This window comes from Gordonia sp. J1A, assembly GCF_055393515.1.
Genome location: NZ_AP041607.1, coordinates 944,823 through 958,976, shown reverse-complemented (window position 1 = coordinate 958,976; position 14,154 = coordinate 944,823). Strand labels below are relative to the sequence as shown.

16 protein-coding genes and 2 pseudogenes are annotated in these 14,154 nt (G+C 68.0%); 14 read left to right on the top strand and 4 right to left on the bottom strand.

The window, feature by feature from the left end; all coding sequences use genetic code 11:
- Nucleotides 1-2 precede the first annotated feature (2 nt).
- Nucleotides 3-485, bottom strand: coding sequence for a dUTP diphosphatase (gene dut, locus ACZ5QD_RS04500; RefSeq protein ID WP_375002004.1), 483 nt, complete (start codon nucleotides 483-485; stop codon nucleotides 3-5).
- Between the two features lie 42 nt (nucleotides 486-527).
- Here dut and ACZ5QD_RS04495 point away from each other — a divergent pair, with 42 nt between their 5' ends.
- A complete protein-coding gene (locus ACZ5QD_RS04495) occupies nucleotides 528-1,106 on the top strand; it encodes a DUF3093 domain-containing protein (protein WP_045539890.1) in 579 nt (192 codons plus the stop codon).
- An 86-nt stretch (nucleotides 1,107-1,192) separates the two neighbouring features.
- Here ACZ5QD_RS04495 and ACZ5QD_RS04490 read toward each other — a convergent pair whose 3' ends face one another.
- Nucleotides 1,193-1,492: a DUF4193 domain-containing protein gene (locus tag ACZ5QD_RS04490; protein ID WP_006896337.1), complete on the bottom strand. Its 300-nt coding sequence runs from the start codon at nucleotides 1,490-1,492 to the stop codon at nucleotides 1,193-1,195.
- 278 nt (nucleotides 1,493-1,770) lie between these two features.
- On the opposite strand from ACZ5QD_RS04490, the gene cei reads away from it, so the two are divergent.
- Complete coding sequence (cei, locus tag ACZ5QD_RS04485) at nucleotides 1,771-2,460, top strand: envelope integrity protein Cei (protein ID WP_062366870.1); 690 nt, start codon at nucleotides 1,771-1,773, stop codon at nucleotides 2,458-2,460.
- Between the two features lie 20 nt (nucleotides 2,461-2,480).
- Here the strand turns inward: cei and ACZ5QD_RS04480 are convergent, their stop codons facing one another.
- Nucleotides 2,481-3,104 (bottom strand): LysR substrate-binding domain-containing protein, encoded by a 624-nt coding sequence (locus tag ACZ5QD_RS04480; protein ID WP_412475726.1) that lies wholly within the window; start codon nucleotides 3,102-3,104, stop codon nucleotides 2,481-2,483.
- Here ACZ5QD_RS04480 and ACZ5QD_RS04475 point away from each other — a divergent pair.
- From ACZ5QD_RS04475 to ACZ5QD_RS04430, 10 genes and pseudogenes are all read left to right on the top strand, one after another.
- Nucleotides 3,069-3,308: an aliphatic sulfonate ABC transporter substrate-binding protein gene (locus ACZ5QD_RS04475; protein ID WP_039867362.1), complete on the top strand. Its 240-nt coding sequence runs from the start codon at nucleotides 3,069-3,071 to the stop codon at nucleotides 3,306-3,308. The genes ACZ5QD_RS04480 and ACZ5QD_RS04475 overlap by 36 nt on opposite strands.
- The gene (locus ACZ5QD_RS04470; protein ID WP_412475683.1) at nucleotides 3,305-4,171 is read left to right on the top strand and encodes an ABC transporter permease; all 867 of its coding nucleotides are present in this window, start codon (nucleotides 3,305-3,307) and stop codon (nucleotides 4,169-4,171) included. Before ACZ5QD_RS04475 ends, ACZ5QD_RS04470 begins: the two co-directional genes overlap by 4 nt.
- The gene (locus ACZ5QD_RS04465) at nucleotides 4,171-4,953 is read left to right on the top strand and encodes an ABC transporter permease (RefSeq protein WP_412475682.1); all 783 of its coding nucleotides are present in this window, start codon (nucleotides 4,171-4,173) and stop codon (nucleotides 4,951-4,953) included. Before ACZ5QD_RS04470 ends, ACZ5QD_RS04465 begins: the two co-directional genes overlap by 1 nt.
- A 2-nt stretch (nucleotides 4,954-4,955) precedes the next feature.
- Nucleotides 4,956-5,765 carry an ABC transporter ATP-binding protein gene (locus tag ACZ5QD_RS04460; RefSeq protein ID WP_412475681.1) on the top strand — a complete coding sequence of 270 codons (810 nt, stop codon included), beginning with the start codon at nucleotides 4,956-4,958 and terminating at the stop codon, nucleotides 5,763-5,765.
- A 46-nt stretch (nucleotides 5,766-5,811) separates the two neighbouring features.
- Nucleotides 5,812-6,882: an MBL fold metallo-hydrolase gene (locus tag ACZ5QD_RS04455; protein ID WP_006896330.1), complete on the top strand. Its 1,071-nt coding sequence runs from the start codon at nucleotides 5,812-5,814 to the stop codon at nucleotides 6,880-6,882.
- Between the two features lie 65 nt (nucleotides 6,883-6,947).
- A pseudogene (locus ACZ5QD_RS04450) lies at nucleotides 6,948-7,217 on the top strand (FAD-dependent monooxygenase); the annotation flags it as partial.
- Nucleotides 7,218-7,333: 116 nt separating this feature from the next.
- Nucleotides 7,334-8,031 (top strand): annotated as a pseudogene (locus ACZ5QD_RS04445) (FAD-dependent monooxygenase); the annotation flags it as partial.
- Nucleotides 8,032-8,118: 87 nt separating this feature from the next.
- Complete coding sequence (locus ACZ5QD_RS04440; protein WP_428832044.1) at nucleotides 8,119-8,736, top strand: aromatic-ring hydroxylase C-terminal domain-containing protein; 618 nt, start codon at nucleotides 8,119-8,121, stop codon at nucleotides 8,734-8,736.
- 2 nt (nucleotides 8,737-8,738) lie between these two features.
- Entirely contained in the window at nucleotides 8,739-9,800 is a 1,062-nt protein-coding gene (locus ACZ5QD_RS04435; protein ID WP_412475680.1) for a maleylacetate reductase, read from the top strand.
- Nucleotides 9,797-10,714: a dioxygenase family protein gene (locus ACZ5QD_RS04430; RefSeq protein ID WP_412475679.1), complete on the top strand. Its 918-nt coding sequence runs from the start codon at nucleotides 9,797-9,799 to the stop codon at nucleotides 10,712-10,714. Before ACZ5QD_RS04435 ends, ACZ5QD_RS04430 begins: the two co-directional genes overlap by 4 nt.
- 24 nt (nucleotides 10,715-10,738) lie before the next feature.
- On the opposite strand, the gene ACZ5QD_RS04425 is transcribed toward ACZ5QD_RS04430, so the two are convergent.
- Nucleotides 10,739-11,641: an inositol monophosphatase family protein gene (locus tag ACZ5QD_RS04425; protein ID WP_006896325.1), complete on the bottom strand. Its 903-nt coding sequence runs from the start codon at nucleotides 11,639-11,641 to the stop codon at nucleotides 10,739-10,741.
- A gap of 117 nt (nucleotides 11,642-11,758) precedes the next feature.
- Between ACZ5QD_RS04425 and ppgK the strand changes: the two genes are divergently transcribed.
- Together ppgK and ACZ5QD_RS04415 are read left to right on the top strand one after the other, a co-directional pair.
- Nucleotides 11,759-12,565, top strand: a complete 807-nt coding sequence (gene ppgK, locus ACZ5QD_RS04420) for a polyphosphate--glucose phosphotransferase (RefSeq protein WP_006896324.1) — start codon at nucleotides 11,759-11,761, stop codon at nucleotides 12,563-12,565.
- A gap of 179 nt (nucleotides 12,566-12,744) precedes the next feature.
- On the top strand, nucleotides 12,745-14,142 hold the full coding sequence (locus ACZ5QD_RS04415) for an RNA polymerase sigma factor (RefSeq protein ID WP_062366856.1): 1,398 nt from the start codon (nucleotides 12,745-12,747) through the stop codon (nucleotides 14,140-14,142).
- Nucleotides 14,143-14,154: the final 12 nt, after the last annotated feature.

Sequence of the window (14,154 nt, the reverse complement as noted above, 5' to 3'; positions counted from 1 at the left end):
CGTCATCCCTCCGTCAGAATCGCGTGGCCGCCACTGGAGCCGTAGCCTCCGGCGCCGCGCTCGGTGTCGTCGAGTTCATCGACTTCGACCACGTCTGGCAACTCGACACGCTGCACGATCAGCTGGGCGATCCGGTCGCCGCGCGTGACGGTGATCGGAGCCTCCGGATCCAGGTTGATCAGGCACACCTTGATCTCGCCGCGGTAGCCCGCGTCGATCGTTCCCGGCGCGTTGACGATCGACAGTCCCGCGCGCGCCGCCAGACCGGAGCGCGGATGGATCAGTCCGACGGTGCCGTACGGCAGCCCGATCGCGATACCGGTCCCGACGAGCTGACGACGTCCCGGCGCCAGCACGAGGTCGGTGGCGGCGTACAGATCGATGCCCGCATCGCCCGGATGGGCGCGCACGGGAAGCGGGAGGTCGGGATCGAGTCGGCGGATTCGCAACGGCGGATACGTATCGGGCGTCACTGGCGTGGTCACCCCCGCAGACTACTAGGGCGCTACCGCATTAGGCTTGTCCGCGTGACGCAAGCAGCCTCGACACCCGCCCCGCAGCAGGACCGCTACAGCGAGCGCCTCATCGTCCCGTGGTGGTGGTGGCTCGCCGGCCTCGCCATCACCGCGATCTTCGGCTACGAGGTCCAACTCGCCGCCTACCGGGAGCCGTGGAGCGTCGTCGCCTATCCCGTCATCGCGGCCCTCATCGGCTGGGGACTGTATTCGATGGGGCGGACGCCCGTTCGCGTGGACGCGAACGGCTCGCTGCACGCGGGGAAGGCCATGCTGCCCAGCGAGGTGATCGCCCGCGGCGCCACGGTCTCGGCGGCGCAGCGCAGCGCGGCCATGGGCAGGCAGCTCGATCCGGCAGCGTTCGTACTCCATCGCACCTGGGTCAAGACGATGGTGCTCGTGGTGTTGGACGACCCCGACGACCCGACGCCCTACTGGCTCATCTCGACCCGCCATCCCGATCGGGTGCTGGCCTCACTGGGCATGGGTGACGCGGGCCGCGTCCCCGGTCAGGAACCCGCAGACCGCGAGCCCGGAGACGAGGGTCCCGGAGACGAAGGTCACGGAAAGGACGACGCCGCGCAGGGCTGAGCCCTACGCGGCGCACGGGGGTCGCGATTCACCGACCGCGGTCCGGGATCACCGGAGCCGCGGTCGGTTCGCGGCACAGGGGTGCATCAGGCGCAGTCGACGCAGATCATCTCGTTGCCGTGCTGTTCGGCGAGACGGTTGCGGTGGTACACGAGGAAGCAGCTCGAGCATGTGAACTCGTCATCCTGCTTCGGGACCACGCGCACCGACAACTCCTCGCCCGACAGGTCCGCGCCCGGCAGTTCGAACGATTCGGCGGTGTCGCCCTCGTCGACATCGACGTCGGCGGACTTCGCTTCATTGCGGCGAGCCTTCAGCTCCTCCAGCGAGTCCTCCGCGATGTCGTCGTCGTTGCTGCGGCGCGGAGCGTCGTAATCGGTTGCCATAGTGTGCCTAACCTGGGTTCTGTAGGTGTGGATGCGGATTGCTGTGGGAGAACACACTTGTGGCCTCGTTCCCCCGGCCCCCACATCGTCGCGCGATGATGTTGGGCGCCCGAATTCTAGGTGCACCTACCCCGGAAGTCAACCACTCGTCGAATGCGCCGGTCAGAGGCACCGAACTCGACTTATGAGGGCGCGCCGGACACCTTCCCGCACCGTCGTCGCGGAGCCCTCTACAGTGGTCGGCGACCCCTGATTCCGGAAGAAGGTGCTAGAGCGTCTTGGTCTCGAAGATCGCCACCGGCTACACCACCGATGTGAAGGGCCGTCCGTTCCGGCGCCGCCACCTGATGCCCGCCCTCATCGTCGTCGCGGTCCTCGCCGTGGCTGCCATCACCGCCTGGTCGGTCGCGCTGACCGGCGGCGGTGACGAGGCGCGCCCCACGGACTGCAACATGCCCGAGGCCGCGTCGCCGTCGGACCGCTCCGGGGCACCGGCGACGCCCCCGCCGAATCTGAAGCCGGTCAGCTCCACCGAGATGCTCAGCGTCGCGCCGGCGGGTCTGTCGACGTTCAAGGTGCGCGTCTTCAACTCCGCCGCGCCCCGCGGTTCGGCGCGTTCGGTGAGCGACGATCTCGTGGCCGAGGGGTTCACCCCCGGCGATCCCGCATACGCCGACGACACCGTCTACTCCGACCAGAATCTGCATTGCGTCGCTCAGATCCGATTCGGTCAGGCCGGTCAGGCGGGCGCGGCGGCGGTGTGGCTCGCCGCGCCGTGCGCTCAGTTGGTCGACGACGGCCGCACCGGTACCGACGTCGACCTCGCACTGGGCGAGTACTACACGCAGGGACGTCCGACTCAGGATTCGCAGGCCGCACTCGAGGCCCTGCGGTCGGTGGACCCGAAGAACCCGAAGACGGCGATCGATCGATCACTCATCGAAGCGGTGCACAACCAGGCCTGCTAGCGTTCACGGCACCGCCGCGGTCAGATGGCGGCGTCGGCGACCGCCTGATCGATCACCTGGAACAACAGATCGAAACTGGGTGCGGGCTGCATCTCGGCGGACCAGACCATCGCGGCGCGCAACGGCGGGATGTCGAGGGCCAGATCGATCGCCGCGACCTGCCCGCCGACCACCTCGAATCCGTCACGCGGCAGCAGCCCCACGGCCATGTCCGCGGCGATGAGCGGCAGCGCCGTCTGGAGAGTCGACACCTGCTGGATACGGGCGGGGGTCACGTCGTTCCGTCGCCAGAACTGATCGGTCAGCTCGTCGAGCCCGGGGAATCCCTGAATCGCCGCGGGCACGATCCACGTCTCCGACTCCAGATCACGCAGGCCGACGACATGCCGACCGCTTGAGACCACCAGGACCAGGGGCAGATCCACCAGGGATCGGACGTGGAGTCCGGGGAATGCGGAGGCCAGGCGGGAGACGTCCGCGGTGGCGACGAATCCGACGTCCGCCCGACCCTCCGCCACCATGCCGAGGACTCCGGCCGGGTCGGGATCGGAGAGTTCGACCGACACGTCCGGAGCGCGGGCCCGTTCGCCGAAACCAACCCGGAGCTGGTGAAAGCGTTCGTCCGGGCGGTCAACCGCGCCGATCTCGTCGCAGCGAAGGATCCCGCAGCGGTGGGCGCCGTGCTGGAGAAGTACGGAAAGCTGCCGCCACAGGTCTTCGCCAAGATGCGTCTCCCCGTCTACACGGACCAGATCAGCGCCGACGCTCTCCAGGGCACCGCGGACCTCATGAACCACCTCGGCTTCACCTCGAAGCCCGTCGATACGAAGGAGATGATCTGGCCGTGAGTCAGCTCGTCACCGTGACCGACTCCACCTCGGCCACGACCATGCACCGGCCGATCCGGCGATGGGTGCGGACGATCAACGCATCTGCCGAGTCCCGTCTCGGACGATTCCTCTACGGTGCCGGCGCCGTCGCCCTCGTCTTCGCCGTGTGGCAGGTGCTCTGGTCACTCGGCGTCCTGCCGGCCACCGCACTGCCCTCCGCAGGCCAGATGCTCGGCGCCTTCCTCGACCTGCTCGGATCGGGAGCCTTCTGGGCGTCCGTCTGGTCGACGGTGTCGATCGTGATCCTCGGTCTCGTGGTCATCATCGTCATCGCCGCGCCGCTGTCCATCCTCCTCGGCCTGTCGCGATTCGCCGAGGAATCGACCTGGCTCGTCGTGGAGTTCCTCAAACCCATCCCGCCGGTGGCCCTGATCCCGCTCGGTCTGCTGCTGTGGGGCCCGACGCCGGGAATGAAGATGGTCCTGATCGTGTTCGGCGCGATCTGGCCGCTGCTGACCCAGCTGGTCTACGGCGTCCGTGAGGTGAACGCCACCAGTCTCGACATGGCGCGCAGCTACCACCTCGGTTGGTGGCTCACCACGAGCCGAATCGTCATTCCGTCGATGACGCCGTTCGCGATGACCGGCTTGCGGATCGCGGCCGCCATCGCACTCATCATCTCCATCGTCACCGAGATGATCGGCGGCGCCGCAGGTCTGGGCCAGGACATCGTGGTCGCTCAGTCGGCGGGCGCGATCAAGGAGATGTACGCCCTGATCTTCGCCGCGGGCCTGCTCGGGCTCCTGGTCAACACCGTGTTCAAGGCAGCCGAGAAGCCGCTGCTGTTCTGGCACCCGAGTCACCGAGAGGAGGCGAAGTGATGAAGACCGGTCGTCTCTGGCGGGCGATCCTCCTTCGCGCCTGGCTGCCCGCCGCATTGGTTCTGACCTGGTGGTTCGCCTCGGCGACGAGTGAATCGCTGTACTTTCCCTCCCTGAAGACCATCCTCACCACGATGTGGGACGACCTGATCGTCCACGGCATGCGGACCGACGTGGTCCCCAGCGTGGAGAAGTTCCTCATCGGATTCCTCATCGCCGGCGCACTGGGGATAGTCTTCGGACTGCTGATCGGGCTGTCGCCGGTCCTGCGTGCCGCGTGCGAGCCGATCATCCAGTTCCTGCGCTCGCTGCCGCCTCCCGTTCTGCTGCCGATCGGCCTGCTGGTCTTCGGCATCGGTCCGGCGACGAACATCTCGATCATCGTCGTGGGTGCGGTCTGGCCGACCCTGCTCAACACCATCGACGGAGTTCGATCCCTCGACCCGCTCGTCGAGGACATGTCGCGGTCGTACCGACTGACGCTCCCGCAATACATCCGGTACGTTCTGCTCCCGCATGCCGGCCCCGCCATCTTCGCCGGCCTGCGCACCACTCTGCAGATCTCGATCATCCTGATCGTCGTCTCCGAGATGGTGGCGTCGACCAACGGCATCGGCTTCTACCTCCTGAACTCCCAGCAGACCTTCGCGGTCCCGGAGACCTGGGCGGGCACCGTTCTGCTCGGCCTGCTCGGATACCTCGCCAATCTCGTCTTCGTCCGCATCGAGAAGTACGTGCTGCGCTGGCAGTACGGCATGCGGGCCCTGAACGCAAAAGGATGATCATGTCTGTCGACGCCACCGAAACCGATGTCACCGCACCGACGACGCTCATGGAACTGCGCGACCTGCGCAAATCCTACGGCGATGTCCAGATCCTGGCCGGAATCGACTTCACCGTGCGCCGCGGCGAGTTCGTCTGCGTGGTCGGCCCCTCGGGCTCGGGCAAGACCACCCTGCTGCGGTGCATGGCCGGCCTGCTCGCACCCACCGACGGCGCCTGCCTGTTCGAGGGTGACACGGTGACCGGACCGCCCGCGAAGCTGGCCGTCGTCTTCCAGGACTACAGTCGCTCCCTGTTCCCGTGGCTGAGCGTCGCCGACAACATCGAACTTCCGCTGCGCCGCACGGTCCGCAAGGCCGAGCGCGCGCGCCGGATCGATTCGGTTCTCACTGCGGTGGGTCTGGCGGGCAAGCATGATCTGTACCCCTGGCAGATGTCGGGCGGCATGCAGCAGCGCGCGGCGATCGCCAGGGGCCTCGCATATCAGCCGGATGTGCTGCTGATGGACGAGCCGTTCGCCGCCGTCGACGCGCAGACCCGCATCGAACTCGAGGACCTGGTGCTGCGTGTGCGGAAGGACTTCGACACCACCATCGTCTTCGTCACCCACGACATCGACGAGGCCGTGTACCTCGGTGACCGAGTCATCGTCCTCTCCGGTGCTCCGACCCGAGTGACGCGGAACATCGACGTCGATCTACCGCAGCCACGGGACCAACTCGAGACCAAGACGCTGCCCGCGTACGCGAAGTACCGCACCGAGGTCTTCGAGCTCATCCAGGCCGCGCAGTCGCACGCGAGCATCGCCTGACCACCCGAAACGCCAGCAGGAGAAAGCCCTCTAGGAGAACGCCGCCATGACAACTCATCAGCCTCTCGACAACGCCCAGGCCACCGCCTATCGCACCCGGGTCACCCTGCTCGGCACCTCCGGCGGACCGCCGTGGTGGGACGGATCGGACCGCGCCGGCATTTCGACCGCGATCACGGTGAACGACTCGGTGTACCTGATCGACTGCGGTGAGGGGTGGGGTCCCCGGTACCGCAAGGCCGGTCTCGGCCCGGCCGGATTCCAGAAGGGTCTCGACGACCTCCGCGGCGTGTTCATCACCCATCACCACTCCGACCACATGGTCGACTATCCGAACCTGTTGCTCCTCGCCTGGCACAACGGTTCCGACGGTCTCCGGCAGCCGGTGCAGGTCTACGGCCCCGGCGATCGTCGCGTCCTGCCGCCGATCTTCGACGAGACCAATCGGGATCCGATCCCCGAGGTCTTCAATCCGGAGTCGCCGACACCCGGTCTCGAGGAGTCGACGGCCAGGCTGCTCCAGGCGTACGCCCTCGACATCAACGACCGGATGCGCGACAACGCCAAGCAGGATCTGCGCGAGATCTTCGAGTTCCACGACATCGTGCTCCCGGGAACGACCGGCGACGACCCCAACGGCGACCCGAGTCCGGCGATGGAACCGTTCGAGGTCTATGCGGACGAGAACGTCCGGGTGACCGCCATCCTCGTCGACCACCGGCCGATCTTCCCGGCCTTCGCCTTCCGCTTCGACACCCCGGACGGCTCGATCGTCGTCTCGGGCGACACCGGCGTGTGCAGCAATCTGGTGACGATCGCGGACGGCGCGGACATCCTCCTCCACGAGTGCATCGACATGGACTGGGTGGACTCCCTGCTCGGGCCGAACTCCGCCAGACCCGACCCCAACCTCATGCAGCACATGCTCGCTGCGCACACCGCGATCGAGGAGGTCGGCGCTCAAGCCGAGGCCGCGGGCGTCGACACCCTGGTCCTCACACACCTGGTGCCGGGCAATACGCCGGTCGAGAAGTGGCAGCAGGCGCAGCAGGGGTTCTCCGGCCACCTGGTGGTGGGAGAAGACCTCATGCATTTCGGTCTCGGCGAGCCCCGCTGAACCGCCCGCCGGCGCACGACCGCAGCACATCGCACAGGCATCAAATCTCACAGGAAGGCCAGATCATGGCTGTTTTCAACGACGGCATCGCCGCAACCGAGGTGCCCGAGGGGGACATCGTCGAGACCGATGTCCTGATCGTCGGTTCCGGACCCGGAGGCGCGTCGGCAGCGCTGTTCCTGTCGACGCTGGGCATCCCGAACATCGTGATCACCAAGTACCGCTGGACCGCGAACACGCCCCGAGCGCACATCACCAACCAACGCTCGATGGAGGTCTTCCGGGACATGGGCATCGAGGATCAGGTCCTCGCCGAGGCCACTCCCCACGAGTTGATCGGCGACACCGTCTTCTGCACGTCGATCGCAGGCGAGGAGATCGGCCGGATCCGAACCTGGGGCACCCGCCCCGACCGCGAGGCGACTACCGGCTCGCCTCGCCGTGCCTCACGGTGGACATCCCGCAGACCTACCTCGAGCCCATCCTGGTCCGCAACGCGACCGTCCGCGGAACGCAGACCCGCTTCTCCACCGAGTATCTCGGCCACTCGCAGGACGAGAACGGCGTCACCGTCGACGTGCGGGACCGTCTCACCGGCCAGGAGTACCGGATCCGCGCGAAGTACCTGATCGGGGCCGACGGCGCCCGCTCACGCGTGGCCGAGGACATCGGTCTGACGTTCGAAGGCGCGATGGACATCGCCGGATCGATGAACATCTCAAAGCCGACATCGCCTCCCTGGTTGACCATCGACCGAGTGTTCTCTACTGGGTGATCCAGCCCGGATCGAATGTCGGCGGCATCGGAACCGGACTGGTGCGCATGGTGCGCCCGTGGGACGAGTGGCTCATCGTATGGGGCTACGACATCAACCAGCCGCCGCCGGATCTGGACGACGAGATGGCCACCGGCATCATTCGCGACCTGCTGGGGGTGCCGGATCTCGAGCCGGAGATCACCGGCTACAGCCTGTGGGGCGTGAACGAGATGTACGCCACCGACCTGCAGAAGGGCCGGGTGTTCTGCGTCGGCGACGCCATTCATCGGCACCCGCCGTCGAACGGTCTGGGGTCCAACACCTCGGTGCAGGACTCGTACAATCTGGCCTGGAAGATCGCCGCGGTTCTGCGCGGGCAGGCGGCACCGTCGCTGCTCGATTCCTACACCGCCGAACGCGCCCCCGTCGCCGAACAGATCGTCACCCGGGCGAACAAGTCGGCGCGAGAGTTCTCCGACATGTTCACCGCACTCGGCGTCGTCGGTCTGGAGGGCGACGAGATGGCCGCCGCGATCGCCGAGCGGAAAGCCGACTCGCCGGCCGGTGAGGCGAAACGGGCTGCCCTCGTCAAAGCCATGAACACCAAGAACTACGAGTTCAACGCGCACGGGGTGGAACTCGGCCAGTTCTACCGTTCGGCTGCGATCGTCTCCGACGGCACCGAGCCGCAGCCGCCGGCCGGGCGTGAGGATCGCGATCTGTACTACGTCCCGTCCACGTCGCCGGGTGCACATCTGCCCCACGCCTGGGTCGGCGACAACGTCTCGCGCAAAGCGATGCTCGACCTGGCGCCGTACGATCGCTGGACCCTCGTCACCGGCGTCGCGGGCAGTCCGTGGACGCAGGCGGCCGACGCCGTCGCCCGCGAGCTCGGAGTACCTCTGGAAGCAGTCGTGATCGGTCCCGGCCGCGACGTGACCGATCTGTACTACGACTGGGCGAAGCTCCGCGAGGTCTCGGAGTCCGGGGCGCTCCTCGTGCGGCCCGACAAGCACATTGCCTGGCGCTCGAACCAGCTGCCCGACGACCCGACCCGCGAACTGTCGACGGCGATGCGAACGGTCTTGGGGCGCTGACGATGAGCTTCGACTTCATTCACGAGACGCTGCCGCAGCGCGTGGTGTTCGCGCGGGGCGACGCGCCGGGAGCCGTGGCCGCGGAGGTCGCGGCGGTCGGCGGCACTCGGGCCATGCTGATCCACTCCGGTCCGAGCGCCGAACAGGTGGAGGCCGTCGCCGCGCGGCTCCCGCTCGCGGTGCGGCACGACGACGTCGCCATGCACGTGCCGATCGAGGTCGCCGAGCGCGCCCGGGCCGCTGCCCGCACCGGTGACGTCGACGTCCTCGTCAGCGTGGGCGGCGGCTCGGCCACCGGCCTGGCCAAAGCCGTGGCCCTGCGCAGCGGTGTGCCGATCGTCGCCGTGCCGACGACCTACGCGGGCAGCGAAGCCACGAACGTCTGGGGGATGACCGATAACGGAGTCAAGACCACTGGAACCGACCGGCGCGTCCTGCCCACGTCGATCGTGTACGACGCGACCCTCCTGCAGTCCCTGCCCGCCGATCTCTCCGTCGCCAGCGGGCTCAACGCGCTCGCCCACTGCGTCGACTCGATGTGGGGCCCGCGCGCGGATCCGATCGACCGAGCGCTGGCCGAGGAGGGGATCCGCGGACTGCGAGCCGGGATGATCGGGCTGGTCGACGGCGCCGGAGGCCTCGACGCCATCGAGCAGACGCTCTACGGTGCGTACCTCGCGGCGGTGTCGTTCGCCTCGGCGGGTTCGGGCATGCATCACAAGATCTGTCATGTCCTGGGCGGGATGTACGACCTGCCCCACGCGCAGACGCACGCGGTGGTCCTGCCTCACGTGCTGGCCTTCAACGCGCCCGGCGCACCGGAGGCCGCCGCACGCATCTCTCGCGCGTTCGGCAGCCAGACCGCGGTCGCCGGTCTGGCCGCCCTGCGCCGCGCCGTGTCGGCGCCCCGCGCGCTCAAGGACTACGGCATGCCCGGAGAAGGTATCGCCGCAGCGGTCCCGCCCATTCTGGCAGCCATCCCGACGAACAACCCGAAACCCGTCAGCACCGACGACCTCACCGCGTTGCTCCGCGCGGCGTGGGAAGGAGACGAACCCCGATGACCACCATCCCCGACCACTCGAACCGCCCGATCTCCGAACGCCAACGGGCGGTCGAAGAGGACGTCGTACAGCGCGTCGTCCACTCCTTCGACGACTGCGCCGATCCGCGTCTGCGACGGGTGATGGTCTCGCTCGTCGAACATCTGCACGCCCTTCTCCGCGATGTGCGGCTGACCGAGGACGAGTGGCAGGTCGCCATCGACTTCCTCACCGACGCCGGTCACATCACCGATGACAAGCGACAGGAGTTCGTGCTGCTCTCGGACACGCTGGGCGCGTCGATGCAGACCATCGCCATCAACAACGAGGCCTACGGAGATGCGACCGAGGCGACCGTCTTCGGCCCGTTCTTCGTCGACGGAGCCCCCCGCATCGAACTCGGCGGCGACGTGGCGTTCGGCGCTGCGGGACAGCCGTGCTGGGTGGAGGGCACCGTCCGCGACGTCGACGGCGATCCGGTCCGCAACGCCAGGATCGAGGTGTGGGAGGCCGACGATGAGGGTCTCTACGACGTTCAGCACGACGACGGGCGCGTCGCGGCGCGCGCCCACCTGTTCACCGACGACGACGGCGGGTACCGGTTCTGGGGGATCAAGCCGACGCCGTATCCGATCCCCTACGACGGCCCGGTAGGCAAGATGCTGCAGGCCGTGGGCCGATCGCCCTACCGCGCCTCGCACCTGCACTTCATGGTCACCGCGCCGGGCTGCCGGCGCCTGGTGACGCACATCTTCGTCCGCGGCGACGAGCTGCTGGACCGCGACAGCGTGTTCGGAGTCAAGGATTCGCTGGTCAAGGATTTCATCGAGCAGCCGGCGGGCACACCGACTCCGGACGGCCGAGTGATCGACGGACCGTGGTCACGAGTGCGGTTCGACGTGGTGCTGGCGCCCGGAGCCGCAACCGACGAATGACGGGCCGGCCGGCGGTACGCGGGCTCAGTCGGGCAACGCGCGCAGCGCTCCGATCCGCTCGAGGACGTCGACGAACTCGTCGGCGATGCCGCCGGCTGCGGCGACCGTCACGTGGCCGTCGCTCGATCGCGAGTCCGCGGGCGGCAGGAGGACCGTCGCCCCGGCCTCCGCTGCGATCAGTCCGCCCGCCGCCCAGTCCCACGGGCTCAGTCCGTGCTCGATGTGGGCATCGGCGGCACCCGATGCCACCATGCACAGGTCCAGCGCCGCGGCGCCGACTCGCCGGATGTCGCGCACTTCGGGCAGCAGCTGCGCGATCAGCGCGCCCTGGCGCACGCGACGCTCGCGCGAGTACCCGAATCCGGTGGCCACGAGAGCCAGCCCGACGTCGGTGATCGGATTGCACGACAGTCGGATCGCGTCCGGCCCGAGTCCCGTCGCCCACGCTCCCCCGCCGGCGCTCGCCCAATACGTCACCCCGCGGGCGACGTCGACCACCGCGCCGGCCACCGAGCGTCCGTCGATCTGTGCCGCCACCGACACGGCGAACGCCGGTATCCCGTACAGGAAGTTCACCGTGCCGTCGATCGGGTCGACCACCCAGCGGACCCCGGTGGGGACGTCGACGGACCCGCCGTCCTCTTCGCCGAGGACCTCGTCGTCGGGCCGCTCGGCGCGCAGCAGGTTCCGGATCAGTGCCTCGGACTCCCGGTCGGCGACCGTGACCGGATCCGTCGGGGTCGACTTCGACTCGACCGAGCCGTCGGCGACCCTCGTGCCCGTCGGCGCGAACAGTTCCACCCGCCGCGTCCGGACGTGCTCGGCGGCCCGTTCGGCCACCCGCCGGGCGATCTCGGCGAGTTCGGCAGGCGCGGCCGTGGGCGTATCGATGGGATCGGACGGGGTGGAGAAGCCGGGAGACGTCACACCTAGAGTCTAGAGTTGCGAGTCTAGAGTGTCCGACGGGAGCACGGCGCAGGCCGTCTCCCGCCGCCATCGTCCACCGATCGAGCCTCGACCTGCCAAGAAGGGCGGACCGTACCGATGACCGACGCGCGATTCACCGTGCTTGCCTCCGACCGTTCGCCGAGTCCGTCATCCGACCTCGGCTTCGGCATCGACATCGGCGGCTCGGGAGTCAAGGGGGCGATCGTCGACCTTCGAACCGGACAGTTCGTGGGAGAACGCCACCGCATCGCCACCCCGCAGCCCGCCACCCCGGCCGCGGTCGCCGACACGGTCGCCGAGATCGTCGAGCACTTCGGCTGGACCGGCCCGGTCGGGCTGACCGTCCCGGGCGTGGTCCGGCAGCAGATCATGCGCAGCGCCGCCAACATCGACGAGTCGTGGAAGGGCACCGACCTGTATGCCTTGTTCAGCGACCGGCTGGGCGGGCGCCGCGTCACGGTGCTCAATGACGCCGACGCCGCCGGAATCGCCGAGTACCGGTTCGGCAGCGGTGTCGGCGACGCCGAGGGCACGGTGATCCTCCTGACCTTCGGCACCGGCATCGGTTCGGCGCTCCTGTACAACGGAACGCTCGTACCGAACACCGAGCTCGGCCATCTTGAGATCGACGGCAAGGAGGCCGAGCACCGCGCGTCGGCGAAGGTGCGCGAGGACCACGGGTGGTCGCTGGAGAAGTGGAGCAAGAAGGTCTCCAAAGTGCTGCGGCACTACGAGGCGATCTTCTCCCCCACCCTGTTCATCGCGGGCGGCGGGATCAGCCGCAAAGCCGATCAGTGGATTCCGCTGCTGACCAACCAGACCCCCGTCGTCGCTGCTGAGCTGCGCAACACCGCGGGAATCGTCGGCGCTGCGATCGCCGTCGACGAGGGTCTTTCGTTCTGATCGTCGGCCGCTCGTCGGGGGCGTGAGACCGGCATGCGCATGTGCTCGTCACGGCGATGTCGTTACAATGGAACACGTCGGTCTCGCACCGAGCCCTCAAGCCCCTTCGCCCACGGCGTCACGTCCTGTTCGGGACGCGCGCAGCCGTGCCGCCCGTGAGTTATGTCGAAAGGTTGTACGTGGCAACCACCAAGTCCACCGACGCAGCAGCCGAAGCCACCGGAGCAGAAGACGCCCCGGTAGCCAAGAAGGCGCCCGCCAAGAAGGCACCGGCCAAGAAGGCCGCCGCGAAGAAGGCGCCCGCCAAGAAGGCCGCCGCGAAGAAGACTGCAGCCAAGAAGACTGCGAAGAAGACCGCCGCCAAGAAGACGACGAAGAAGACCGCGGGCAGCAAGGCCGCCGATCCCACCGTCGAGGTGGACGAGACCGAACTCGACGGCGGCGAGGGCCTCGACGACGTCGACGACTCGCAGATCGATCTCGCCGACGCCGAACTGATCGTCGACGATGACGACGAGGCCGACGACGCGAAGCCGGCCAAGGCCGCGAAGGGCCGCGGCCGCGCGAAGAAGGACGACGAGCCCAAGCCGGACTTCGTCTGGGACGAGGACGAGTCCGAGGCGCTGCGGCAGGCTCGCAAGGACGCCGAACTCACCGCCTCGGCCGACTCGGTTCGCGCCTACCTCAAGCAGATCGGCAAAGTCGCCCTGCTGAACGCGGAGGAAGAGGTCGAGCTCGCCAAGCGCATCGAGGCGGGACTGTTCGCCACCGAGCGGCTGCGCCGGGTGATGGAGTCGGGCGAGAAGCTGTCGGTGGCGCAGCGGCGCGACCTGTCGTGGATCTCGCGTGACGGAAACCGTGCCAAGAACCACCTCCTCGAGGCCAACCTGCGGCTCGTGGTCTCCCTCGCCAAGCGGTACACCGGTCGCGGGATGGCCTTCCTCGACCTGATCCAGGAGGGCAACCTCGGCCTGATCCGCGCCGTCGAGAAGTTCGACTACACCAAGGGCTACAAGTTCTCCACGTACGCCACCTGGTGGATCCGGCAGGCCATCACCCGCGCCATGGCCGACCAGGCCCGCACCATCCGCATCCCGGTGCACATGGTCGAGGTCATCAACAAGCTGGGCCGCATCCAGCGCGAACTCCTTCAGGATCTCGGCCGTGAGCCGACGCCGGAGGAACTCGCCAAGGAAATGGACATCACGCCGGAGAAGGTGCTGGAGATCCAGCAGTACGCGCGTGAACCGATCTCGCTGGACCAGACCATCGGCGACGAGGGCGACAGCCAACTCGGTGACTTCATCGAGGACTCCGAAGCGGTGGTCGCGGTCGACGCGGTCAGCTTCACCCTTCTGCAGGACCAATTGCAGGACGTGCTCGACACCCTGTCCGAGCGTGAAGCGGGCGTCGTCCGGCTGCGCTTCGGTCTCACCGACGGTCAGCCCCGCACCCTCGACGAGATCGGCCAGGTGTACGGAGTCACCCGCGAGCGCATCCGCCAGATCGAGTCGAAGACGATGAGCAAGCTCCGGCATCCGAGCCGCTCCCAGGTGCTCCGCGACTACCTGGACTGAGCAGCAGGCCCC